This window comes from Neobacillus sp. 114, assembly GCF_030127045.1.
Lineage (GTDB): Bacteria > Bacillota > Bacilli > Bacillales > Cytobacillaceae > Neobacillus > Neobacillus rhizophilus.
This window is the reverse complement of the sequence record NZ_CP126144.1, coordinates 119,583-132,522: the sequence shown is the minus strand read 5'-3', so window position 1 is coordinate 132,522 and position 12,940 is coordinate 119,583. Positions and strand designations below refer to the sequence as shown.

General features: G+C 43.0%; 8 protein-coding genes. All 8 read right to left on the bottom strand.

The genetic code is table 11. From position 1 onward, the window contains the following. Nucleotides 1-7: 7 nt before the first annotated feature. A complete protein-coding gene (rpsJ, locus tag QNN06_RS00670; RefSeq protein WP_007085291.1) occupies nt 8-316 on the bottom strand; it encodes a 30S ribosomal protein S10 in 309 nt (102 codons plus the stop codon). Nucleotides 317-699: 383 nt separating this feature from the next. After that, the gene (gene tuf, locus QNN06_RS00665; protein ID WP_213121084.1) at nt 700-1,887 is read right to left on the bottom strand and encodes an elongation factor Tu; all 1,188 of its coding nucleotides are present in this window, start codon (nt 1,885-1,887) and stop codon (nt 700-702) included. Between the two features lie 127 nt (nt 1,888-2,014). Next, nucleotides 2,015-4,096 carry an elongation factor G gene (fusA, locus tag QNN06_RS00660; protein ID WP_213121085.1) on the bottom strand — a complete coding sequence of 694 codons (2,082 nt, stop codon included), beginning with the start codon at nt 4,094-4,096 and terminating at the stop codon, nt 2,015-2,017. Nucleotides 4,097-4,144: 48 nt separating this feature from the next. Then, the gene (gene rpsG / locus QNN06_RS00655) at nt 4,145-4,615 is read right to left on the bottom strand and encodes a 30S ribosomal protein S7 (protein ID WP_213148274.1); all 471 of its coding nucleotides are present in this window, start codon (nt 4,613-4,615) and stop codon (nt 4,145-4,147) included. A gap of 39 nt (nt 4,616-4,654) precedes the next feature. Further along, a complete protein-coding gene (gene rpsL, locus QNN06_RS00650; protein WP_213121087.1) occupies nt 4,655-5,077 on the bottom strand; it encodes a 30S ribosomal protein S12 in 423 nt (140 codons plus the stop codon). Nucleotides 5,078-5,180: 103 nt separating this feature from the next. Then, nucleotides 5,181-5,429 carry a 50S ribosomal protein L7ae-like protein gene (locus QNN06_RS00645; protein ID WP_213121088.1) on the bottom strand — a complete coding sequence of 83 codons (249 nt, stop codon included), beginning with the start codon at nt 5,427-5,429 and terminating at the stop codon, nt 5,181-5,183. Nucleotides 5,430-5,563: 134 nt separating this feature from the next. After that, nucleotides 5,564-9,163 (bottom strand): DNA-directed RNA polymerase subunit beta', encoded by a 3,600-nt coding sequence (gene rpoC, locus QNN06_RS00640; RefSeq protein WP_213121089.1) that lies wholly within the window; start codon nt 9,161-9,163, stop codon nt 5,564-5,566. A gap of 127 nt (nt 9,164-9,290) precedes the next feature. Next, entirely contained in the window at nt 9,291-12,851 is a 3,561-nt protein-coding gene (gene rpoB, locus QNN06_RS00635; protein WP_217037295.1) for a DNA-directed RNA polymerase subunit beta, read from the bottom strand. Nucleotides 12,852-12,940 lie beyond the last annotated feature (89 nt).

Below are 12,940 nucleotides of genomic sequence, written 5' to 3'. Positions count from 1 at the left end.
TATTTGATTATAATTTGATTTCGATATCTACACCGGATGGTAAATCTAATCTCATTAATGCATCAACTGTTTGTGGAGTTGGATTAACGATGTCGATTAGACGCTTATGTGTCCGCATTTCAAATTGCTCACGAGAATCTTTGTACTTGTGAACCGCACGAAGAATCGTATATACAGATTTTTCAGTTGGAAGCGGAATCGGACCAGACACTGCTGCACCTGAACGTTTTGCTGTTTCAACGATTTTTTCTGCAGATTGATCAAGGATTCTGTGATCATATGCTTTTAAGCGGATACGAATTTTTTGTTTTGCCATTATTTTCCCTCCTTTATTCGCCTATTTTTAAAATAGACATTTCTCAGTGAGAATTTCCCTAACACAGCGCCATGGCAAAGCGGCCGGGTGTGTCAGCAACCTCTCACATCATCGCAGTCAAAGACCAACATTGTCTATTATACATAAAACATAAAGCAAACGCAACATTTATTACGATTTTTTTTAGTCTTATGTCCTAAACACTTTTATTATTATAACGGCTGATATACATGATTTCAACACATAATATTAATCTCCAGTAATCTCCTAATTTAATTACATTTAGACATTCATAATTATATAGAAGAAACACGGAATATTTTTAAATGAATAATATAAAAAAGCAGCTGGATCGTCACCCAGCTGCTTCCGTTATTGTTTGATTACTCAACGATTGTAGTGATTGAACCTGAACCTACAGTACGTCCACCTTCACGGATAGAGAACTTAGTTCCTTCTTCAATCGCAACTGGAGCGATAAGCTCAACAGTCATTTCTGTGTTATCGCCAGGCATGATCATTTCAGTACCTTCTGGAAGAATGATGATACCAGTGATATCAGAAGTACGGAAATAGAATTGTGGACGATAGTTTGAGAAGAATGGAGTATGACGTCCACCTTCTTCTTTAGATAATACGTAAACTTGTGCTTTGAACTTTGTGTGTGGAGTGATGGACTTTGGCTTAGCCAAAACTTGTCCACGCTCGATTTCTTCACGTGCTACACCACGAAGAAGGGCACCAATGTTGTCACCAGCTTCAGCAAAGTCAAGAAGCTTACGGAACATTTCTACACCTGTTACAGTTGTAGATTTTGGCTCTTCAGTGAAACCAACGATTTCAACTACGTCACCAACTTTAACTACGCCACGCTCAACGCGTCCTGTAGCTACTGTACCACGACCAGTGATCGAGAATACGTCCTCAACTGGCATCATGAATGGCTTGTCAGTGTCACGAGTTGGGTTTGGAATGTAGCTGTCAACAGCATCCATAAGTTCGATAATTTTTTCTTCCCATGCAGCATCGCCTTCTAATGCTTTAAGAGCAGAACCTTTGATAACTGGAGTGTCATCGCCAGGGAAATCATATTCAGAAAGAAGATCACGAATTTCCATTTCTACTAATTCAAGTAATTCTTCGTCGTCAACCATGTCACACTTGTTCATGAATACAACAAGGTAAGGTACGCCTACCTGACGAGAAAGAAGGATGTGCTCACGAGTTTGTGGCATTGGACCATCAGTTGCAGATACAACTAAGATACCGCCGTCCATTTGTGCAGCACCAGTGATCATGTTTTTAACATAGTCAGCGTGTCCTGGGCAGTCAACGTGTGCATAGTGACGTGCATCAGTTTCATACTCAACGTGTGCAGTAGAGATTGTGATACCACGTTCTCTTTCTTCTGGAGCACCATCGATTTGATCGTATGCACGAGCTTCTGCTTTACCTTGTTTTGCAAGTACAGAAGTGATTGCAGCAGTTAAAGTAGTTTTACCATGGTCAACGTGTCCGATTGTACCAATGTTAACGTGTGGCTTTGAACGGTCGAATTTAGCTTTTGCCATTTGGAAAATCCTCCTTTGGATTATAAAAATTAAGTATATTTAAGCGGAAACTGTAAAGAGGTTATCCTCATTTCACAGTTTCCATTCTTACATAAGTAGTTATACTTTAAAGACAGGTGAAAATCAATTACTCACCTTTATTTTTTTTGATGATTTCTTCAGAAACTGATTTAGGTACTTCTTCGTAGTGATCAAAGTGCATAGAGAATACTCCACGACCTTGTGTGCTAGAACGAAGTGCAGTTGCATAACCAAACATTTCTGATAGAGGTACCATAGCACGAACAACTTGTGCATTACCACGAGCTTCCATACCCTCTACGCGTCCACGACGAGCAGTAATTTGTCCCATGATATCACCTAGATATTCTTCAGGGATAACAACTTCAACTCTCATCATAGGCTCAAGAATTACAGGCTGACACTTAGAAGCAGCATTTTTAAGAGCCAGTGAAGCGGCAATCTTAAACGCCATTTCGGAGGAGTCAACATCATGGTAAGACCCGTCGAATAATCTTGCTTTAATATCAACTAATGGATATCCAGCAAGAACACCGCGTTGTAGAGCATCTTCAAGTCCAGCTTGGACTGGAGCGATGTATTCACGAGGAACAACACCACCGACGATACCGTTTTCGAACTCGAATCCTTTTCCTTCTTCGTTAGGTGAGAATTCGATCCAAACGTGTCCGTATTGACCGCGTCCACCAGACTGACGAGCGAACTTACCTTCAACTTGTGCAGAAGCACGGAATGTTTCACGGTAAGCAACCTGCGGTGCACCTACATTAGCTTCAACTTTGAATTCACGACGCATACGGTCAACGATGATATCTAGGTGAAGCTCACCCATACCAGCGATGATTACTTGTCCAGTTTCCTGGTCAGTATGTGCACGGAAAGTCGGATCTTCTTCTTGCAGCTTTTGTAGAGCAGTTGTCATTTTATCTTGGTCAGCTTTTGATTTAGGTTCAACTGAAAGCTGGATTACTGGCTCTGGGAATTGCATAGACTCTAGGATAACAGGGTTTTTGTCGTCACATAGAGTATCACCAGTAGTTGTATCTTTCAAACCTACAGCAGCAGCAATATCACCGGCATAAACCTTTGAGATTTCTTGACGGCTGTTTGCGTGCATTTGCAGGATACGTCCGATACGTTCGCGTTTTCCTTTAGTTGAGTTCTGAACATATGATCCAGACTCTAAAGTACCAGAATAAACGCGGAAGAACGTTAATTTACCAACATAAGGGTCTGTCATAACTTTAAATGCAAGAGCTGAGAATGGCTCTTCGTCACTTGAGTGACGCTCAACGATTTCCTCTTCATCATCCACAGCATGACCTTTGATGGCAGGTACATCTAATGGAGATGGAAGGTAATCGATAACTGCATCTAACATTAACTGAACACCTTTGTTTTTGAAAGCTGATCCACAGATAACTGGGTAGAATTCAACGTTAACAGTACCTTTACGGATTGCGGCTTTTAACTCTTCTTTTGAGATTTCCTCTCCGCCAAGGTATTTTTCCATTAACTCTTCATCAAGTTCAGCTACTGCCTCAACTAATTTTTCACGATATTCTTCAGCTTGTGCACGGTGTTCTTCTGGAATCTCACGAACTTCAATATCAGTTCCTAAGTCGTTTCCGTAGAATACAGCGTTCATTTCCACAAGGTCAATGATGGCTGAGAATTGGTCTTCAGCACCGATTGGTAACTGAATTGGATGAGCATTCGCTTGCAGACGCTCATGTAATGTTTTCACAGAGTACAGGAAGTCTGCGCCGATTTTGTCCATCTTGTTTACGAATACTACACGTGGTACTCCGTAAGTAGTTGCTTGACGCCAAACTGTTTCAGTTTGTGGTTCAACACCTGACTGAGCATCCAGTACAGCTACCGCACCATCAAGTACACGAAGGGAACGTTCTACTTCAACAGTGAAGTCTACGTGTCCTGGAGTGTCGATGATGTTAACACGGTGGCCTTTCCATTGTGCAGTTGTTGCAGCGGAAGTGATTGTGATTCCGCGTTCTTGTTCTTGCTCCATCCAGTCCATCTGAGATGCACCTTCATGTGTTTCACCGATTTTATGAATCTTACCAGTGTAATAAAGGACACGCTCAGTGGTAGTCGTTTTACCGGCATCGATGTGAGCCATGATGCCGATATTACGAGTATTTTCTAAGGAGAACTCTCTTGCCATTGGGTCTTTCTCCTTCCTAGTAGAAAGTTTTTATATTTGAAGGTTAGATTACCAACGATAGTGAGCAAACGCTTTGTTTGCTTCAGCCATTTTGTGTGTATCTTCACGTTTCTTAACAGACGCACCAGTGTTGTTTGCTGCATCCATGATTTCATTCGCTAAGCGCTCTTCCATTGTTTTTTCACCGCGAAGACGCGCATAGTTTACCAACCAGCGAAGACCAAGAGTTGTACGGCGGTCAGGACGCACCTCAACTGGAACTTGGTAGTTAGCACCACCGACACGGCGTGCTCTTACTTCTAGAACTGGCATGATATTTTTCATTGCTGCTTCGAATACTTCCATAGGTTCTTTCCCAGAACGCTCACGGATTGTATTAAATGCAGAGTAAAGAATTTCTTGAGATTTACCTCTTTTACCGTCAATCATCATTTTGTTGATAAGACGAGTAACTAATTTTGAATTGTAAAGTGGATCTGGTAACACGTCTCTCTTTGCTACAGGACCTTTACGTGGCATGCTTTTTCCTCCTTTCAAAGAAGCTTCTATTTAGTATGATTATTTCTTAGCTGCTTTTGGTCTCTTAGTACCATATTTTGAGCGGCCTTGCATACGGTTGTTAACTCCAGCTGTATCAAGCGCTCCGCGTACGATGTGATAACGTACCCCTGGTAAGTCTTTTACACGTCCGCCACGGATAAGAACAACACTGTGCTCTTGAAGGTTGTGGCCGATACCAGGAATGTATGCAGTCACCTCGATACCATTTGTCAAGCGTACACGAGCATATTTACGTAACGCTGAGTTTGGTTTCTTTGGAGTCATTGTACCAACACGAGTACATACCCCGCGTTTTTGTGGTGAAGATACATTTGTTTGTGATTTTTTGAAGCTGTTATAACCTTTATTTAGCGCAGGTGATTTTGACTTCTCAGTCGTTGACTGACGTGGTTTGCGCACTAATTGGTTAATTGTAGGCATGTTATTTTCCTCCCTTCATTTATTGTAAGCCCACACATCCAGGTGGTTCATTTTTTTGCAAAAACAAAGTTTTTGCAGACTACTCTATCTACAAAAACAGTTTTTAACGGATAATTGCAACAGCGGCCGCACCAACTTGTATTCCGCATGCTTTACCAAGTTTTTTCATGGAATCGACATACTGAACAGGAACATCTAAGTCTTGAGCTGTTGTGACCACAAGTGCCGTAACTTTTTGGTCAGCATCTGCCGCGATAATCAGCTCTTCGACTTTTCCTTCCTTTAGTGCCTTCACTGCTTGTTTTGTCCCTATAATAAAACTCTTCGCCTGCAATACTTTTTCATAAGACATGATTGCTATCCTCCAAAGTATCAGGTGTATAGGAGCACCTTTGATATAGTAACATCTTAGAAAATAGATGTCAACACAACATTTAAATTTTTTCTTAAAATAGAGGCTGACTAAGGTCAGCCTCTGACATTTATTTAATCAATTGTTACCGGTTCTTCTGAAGTTGTATCCCGAAGGACTGGCTCAGCTTTGCGGTAGCGCTGCATACCTGTTCCGGCAGGAACCAGTTTCCCGATGATAACATTCTCTTTTAAACCAAGCAATTCATCGCGCTTGCCCTTAATTGCTGCATCGGTAAGAACTCTTGTTGTTTCTTGGAAGGATGCCGCAGACAAGAACGAATCAGTTTCAAGAGATGCTTTGGTAATACCAAGTAATACAGGACGCCCTGTAGCCGGAATTTTGCCATTTAGTAAAGCTGATTCATTGGCATCCGTAAACTGGTGAATGTCTAGTAGTGTACCCGGTAATACATCTGTATCTCCAGCCTCACTTACACGCACTTTGCGGAGCATTTGGCGGACCATAACCTCAACGTGCTTATCGCCAATTTCAACACCTTGCATCCGGTAAACCTTTTGCACTTCACGAAGGAGGTATTCCTGAACGGAAATTACATCTTTCACCTTAATCAGTTCTTTTGGATCAATTGATCCTTCGGTTAATTCCTGACCTCGTTCAATCCGGTCTCCGACAGCAACCTTCAGACGTCCAGTATACGGAGCAGTGTAATTGCGCTGCTCAACTTCACCTTGAACAGTAATTTCATGCTGGCGGTCGCGGCCTTCGTTAATGCTGATGACCACACCATCAATTTCCGAAATAACAGCCTGCCCTTTAGGGTTACGCGCTTCGAAAATTTCCTGAATACGTGGCAAACCTTGCGTAATATCGTTCCCCGCAACACCGCCTGTATGGAATGTACGCATCGTTAACTGAGTTCCTGGCTCACCGATAGACTGGGCGGCAATAATACCAACCGCTTCACCCACTTCAACCTCTTGACCAGTCGCTAGGTTACGGCCGTAACATTTTTTACAAACACCATGGCGGGTGTTACATGTAAATGCCGAACGGATTTTAACCTCTTCGATTCCAGCCTCCACAATGACAGTGGCAATGTCTTCTGTAATTAGGCCATTTTCCGGAACAAGGATTTCCTTTGTTTCAGGATGTTTAATAGGCGTACGGGCATATCGGCCAATTAGACGCTCTTCAAGTGTTTCAATAACCTCTGTACCATCTTTTAAAGCGCTGATAGTAAAGCCGCGGTCTGTTCCACAGTCATCTTCACGGACAATAACGTCCTGAGCAACGTCAACGAGACGACGGGTTAAGTAACCTGAGTCAGCTGTCTTAAGCGCCGTATCAGCAAGACCTTTACGGGCACCGTGAGTGGAGATAAAGTACTCTAATACTGTTAATCCTTCACGGAAACTTGATTTGATTGGCAACTCGATGATACGTCCTGCCGGGTTGGCCATCAGACCACGCATACCAGCTAACTGTGTAAAGTTAGAGGCGTTACCACGGGCACCAGAGTCACTCATCATGAAAATTGGGTTAGTCTTATTCAAAGATTTCATCAATTTACCTTGAATAGTATCCTTCGCCTGGCTCCAAATAGAGATGACACGGTCATAACGCTCATCCTCTGTAATTAAACCACGTCTAAACTGTTTAGTAACATTATCAACCTTAGCCTGCGCATCATGAAGAATTTGCTCTTTCTCTTTAAGTACGACGATATCGGCAACACCAACAGTAATACCGGCTTTAGTTGAATATTTGAAACCTAAATCCTTCATGCGGTCGAGCATTTTGGATGTTTCGGTAATTTTGAAACGCTTGAATACTTCCGCAATGATATTACCAAGAATTTTCTTCTTAAACGGATCAATCAAAGGCATATTTTTAATCTTTTCTTTGATATCCTCGCCTTTTTCAACAAAGTACTTAGCAGGAGTTTCAACCTCTAAATTGTGTTTAGTTGGTTCATTGATATAAGGGAATGATTTAGGAAGAATCTCATTAAACACAAGCTTACCAACGGTTGTGATTAACAGCTTGTTGTTTTGTTCTTCTGTAAAAGTCTCATTTCCTAATTTACCGGCATTAACAGCAACCCTTGTATGCAGGTGAACATAGCCGTTTTGATAGGCAAGAAGGGCTTCGTCCGTATCATTAAACACCATGCCCTCACCGACGGCACCTTCTCTTTCAAGAGTTAGATAATAGTTTCCTAATACCATGTCCTGTGAAGGAGTAACAACCGGTTTACCATCTTTCGGGTTAAGAATGTTTTGTGCAGCAAGCATTAAAAGGCGGGCTTCCGCCTGCGCTTCTGAAGAAAGCGGTACGTGCACAGCCATTTGGTCTCCGTCAAAATCGGCATTGTATGCAGTACATACAAGCGGGTGAAGACGAATCGCGCGTCCTTCAACCAATGTCGGCTCAAACGCCTGAATCCCTAAACGGTGAAGAGTTGGGGCGCGGTTTAATAGAACCGGATGCTCCCTAATGACATCTTCAAGCACATCCCAAACATCTGGGGACACTCTTTCAATTTTGCGCTTAGCTGATTTAATATTATGGGCTAATCCCTTTTCAACAAGCTCCTTCATCACAAATGGCTTAAATAATTCAAGTGCCATTTCTTTCGGAAGCCCGCATTGATACATTTTTAGATTAGGACCTACGACGATAACCGAACGTCCGGAATAGTCAACCCGTTTTCCAAGCAAGTTTTGACGGAAACGCCCTTGCTTACCTTTCAACATATGGGACAGTGACTTTAATGGACGGTTACCAGGACCTGTAACTGGGCGGCCGCGGCGGCCGTTGTCAATTAAAGCGTCGACTGCTTCCTGGAGCATCCGCTTTTCGTTTTGAACGATAATGCTAGGCGCACCCAAGTCTAATAAACGCTTTAAACGGTTGTTGCGGTTAATCACACGGCGATATAAATCGTTTAAGTCAGAAGTCGCAAATCTTCCGCCATCCAATTGAACCATTGGACGCAGCTCCGGTGGAATGACCGGAAGAACGTCTAACACCATCCAAGATGGTTCGTTCCCGGAATTACGGAATGCTTCGAGAACCTCAAGACGTTTAATCGCACGTGTACGGCGTTGGCCTTGAGCTGTTTTAAGCTCCTCTTTTAAACCATCAACATCTTTGTCTAAATCGATATCTGATAGCAGTTTCTTGATGGCTTCTGCACCCATAGATGCTTGGAATTTATTACCGTACTTTTCACGATAGGCACGATATTCTTTTTCTGATAAAAGCTGTTTCTTTTCAAGTGCAGTGTCACCTGATTCTGTCACTACATATGAAGCAAAGTAAATGACTTCTTCAAGCGCCCTTGGAGACATGTCTAAAACAAGCCCCATTCGGCTTGGAATGCCTTTAAAATACCAGATATGCGAAACAGGTGCGGCAAGTTCAATATGCCCCATTCGTTCGCGGCGGACCTTTGCACGAGTAACTTCAACACCGCATCGGTCACAGACAACACCTTTATAACGGACACGCTTGTACTTTCCGCAATGACATTCCCAATCCTTTGTAGGACCAAAAATTCTTTCACAGAATAAACCGTCCTTTTCTGGCTTTAACGTACGATAGTTAATGGTTTCAGGTTTTTTAACCTCACCGAATGACCAAGAACGGATTTTATCCGGTGAAGCAAGACCTATTTTCATGTACTCAAAATTATTAACGTCCAGCAAGGGGCCTACCTCCCTATTTATGTCCAGGTTTTACCCTTATATAAAAGCTTAAAAGCGCACCAAGGAACAGCAATAGCTTGTTCACAGCAGGAGCTATTCTCTTAAGTGCGCTTAAACTAAGAATGGATTACTCTTTTGAACCTACTTTTTCGGATTCAAAGCTTGGTGCGTCAGGAACGATGTTTAATGTGTCAACTTGTTGTATGTCCTCTTCATCTTCCATATCGCGCATTTCAATCTCTTCTTCATCACCGGATAAGATTTTGACATCCATACCTAAACTTTGAAGTTCTTTGATTAATACTTTAAATGACTCAGGAACGCCCGGTTCTGGAACATTTTCGCCTTTTACAATGGCTTCATATGTTTTTACCCGGCCAACCACGTCATCCGATTTAACCGTAAGAATTTCCTGCAGCGTGTATGCAGCACCATATGCTTCAAGCGCCCATACCTCCATCTCACCGAAACGCTGTCCGCCAAACTGGGCTTTACCGCCAAGCGGCTGCTGTGTAACAAGTGAGTAAGGACCTGTTGAACGTGCATGCAATTTATCGTCAACCATGTGGGCAAGCTTGATCATATACATGACCCCGACTGATACACGGTTATCAAATGGTTCACCCGAACGGCCGTCATAAAGAACCGTTTTGGCATCGCGGGCCATGCCGGCTTCCTCAATCGTTGCCCATACATCTTCCTCACGTGCACCGTCAAAAACTGGCGTTGCAACATGAATATCAAGAGCTCTGGCAGCCATACCTAAGTGAAGCTCAAGAACCTGCCCGATATTCATCCGAGAAGGTACCCCTAATGGATTTAACATAATATCAACCGGTGTGCCATCTGGAAGGAATGGCATATCCTCTTCCGGTAAAATTCTTGAGATAACCCCTTTATTCCCGTGGCGTCCAGCCATTTTATCGCCTGCGGAGATTTTCCGCTTTTGAACGATATAGACACGGACTAACTGATTAACGCCTGGAGGCAGTTCATCGCCATCTTCACGGTTAAAGACTTTTACATCCAGAACAATACCGCCTCCGCCGTGTGGAACACGAAGAGAAGTATCACGGACTTCACGAGCCTTTTCACCGAAAATAGCATGTAAGAGACGTTCTTCAGCGGTCAATTCTGTTACCCCTTTTGGTGTAACCTTACCCACTAAAAGGTCTCCGTCTTTTACTTCTGCACCAATGCGGATAATACCGCGCTCATCAAGATTGCGAAGGGCATCTTCACCAACGTTAGGAATATCACGAGTAATTTCCTCTGGTCCAAGCTTTGTATCACGAGATTCAGATTCATATTCCTCGATATGAATAGAAGTATAGACATCGTCTTTTACAAGACGTTCACTCATGATAATCGCATCTTCATAGTTGTATCCATCCCAATTTATGAATGCAACAAGAACGTTTCTTCCTAACGCTAATTCGCCAAGCTCCATAGATGGACCATCAGCAAGAATTTCACCTTTTTTGACACGGTTGCCAACAGCCACAATCGGACGCTGGTTATAGCATGTTCCTTGGTTGGAACGGATAAATTTCAACATCCGGTATTTATCGAGGTCACCTTTAACCTCTTGACCATCTATCTCTTTCACACGACGCACCCATACCTGACGGGCTTCAACGTGTTCCACAATACCATCATGCTTACAAACAACCGCTGCACCGGAGTCTTTTCCGGAGACATATTCCATGCCGGTACCAACTCTTGGCGCCTCAGGCTGCATTAATGGCACAGCCTGACGCTGCATGTTTGCACCCATCAGTGCACGGTTGGAGTCGTCATTTTCAAGGAACGGAATACATGCCGTTGCAGCTGAAACAACCTGCTTTGGTGATACGTCCATATAATCGACCCGGTCGCGTCTAACAACCGTGTTCTCACCACGGAAGCGGGCAATAACATCTTCATCAAGGAAGGAGCCATCATCACCAAGACGGGCATTCGCCTGAGCGACAACATAATTGTCCTCTTCATCGGCTGTTAAATAATCAATTCGGTCTGTCACATTACCTGTATCAGGATCAACACGGCGGTAAGGTGTTTCTATAAATCCAAAGCGATTAACTTTTGCATAGCTTGATAATGAGTTAATCAAGCCAATGTTCGGACCTTCCGGTGTTTCAATCGGACACATCCGGCCATAGTGAGAGTAGTGAACGTCACGAACTTCCATACCGGCACGTTCACGTGTTAAACCACCTGGTCCAAGCGCTGATAAACGACGCTTATGGGTTAATTCCGCAAGCGGGTTTGTCTGATCCATGAACTGTGATAACTGTGAACTTCCGAAGAACTCTTTGATGGAAGCAATAACTGGACGAATATTGATTAACTGTTGCGGCGTTATCGTTGCTGTGTCTTGAATAGACATTCTCTCACGAACAACACGCTCCATCCGGGACAATCCAATTCGAAATTGGTTCTGCAAAAGCTCACCAACAGAACGAAGACGTCTGTTCCCCAAATGGTCGATATCATCTGTATCGCCTACTCCGTGCAGCAAATCAAAGAAGTAGCTGATTGACGCAATAATATCGGCAGGAGTGATATTTTTAATCGGTTCTGCCACATAGGCATTGCCTAAGACATTAATAACCTTTTCATTTTCATCGCCAGGAGCGTAAATCTTGATGCCCTGCATAATGATTTCTTCTTCCACCACACCACCAACAGGGTTGTAGCTTCTGAAATTGACATTTTTCTCAAGTGCAGGCAGGATCCTGTCGAGGTTTCTTCTGTCCAAAACAGTTCCCTTTTCTGCAATAATTTCACCTGTTTCAGGGTCTGCCAGCGTTTCCGCCAAGCGCTGATTGAAAAGGCGGTTTTTAATGTGAAGCTTTTTATTAATTTTATAGCGGCCTACATTAGCCAGGTCATATCGTTTCGGATCAAAGAAACGAGAAATTAATAAATTCTTCGCATTTTCAACAGTCGGAGGTTCACCTGGACGAAGACGTTCGTAAATCTCAAGTAACGCTTTATCAATACCTTCCGTATTATCTTTTTCAAGCGTGTTGCGGAGGTATTCGTTATCACCAATCAATTCAAGAATTTCTTGATCAGAGCCGAAGCCAAGCGAACGCAAAAGAACCGTAACGGGCAGTTTCCGAGTACGATCGATTCTGACATATACGACATCCTTGGCATCTGTTTCATATTCAAGCCATGCGCCGCGGTTCGGAATGACAGTAGCTGTGTAGCCCTTTTTTCCGTTTTTATCGGTCTTTCCGCTGAAATAAACGCTCGGTGAGCGCACCAGCTGCGAAACAATAACGCGTTCTGCACCATTAATAACAAACGTGCCGGTTTCCGTCATTAACGGAAAATCACCCATGAATACATCTTGATCCTTCACTTCGCCTGTTTCTTTGTTTACAAGACGTACTTTGACACGCAATGGAGCAGAATATGTAACGTCCCGTTCTTTTGATTCTTCTACAGAATACTTTGGATCGCCAAGACTGTAATCAATAAATTCCAGTGATAGGTTACCTGTAAAATCTTCAATCGGTGAAATATCCTGGAACATTTCACGCAATCCCTCATCAAGAAACCACTGATAAGAAGCGGTTTGGATTTCAATAAGATTTGGTAACTCTAAAACTTCACTGATTCGTGCGTAACTCCTCCGCTTCCGGTGGCGTCCATACTGAACTAGTTGACCTGTCAACTGATTCACCCCTCAAATCAAGCGTAATTTAAAAATCTATGCACATCTTTTGAGCAGCGCTTTAAAGCCCTATCCAAAAGACAAAAAGA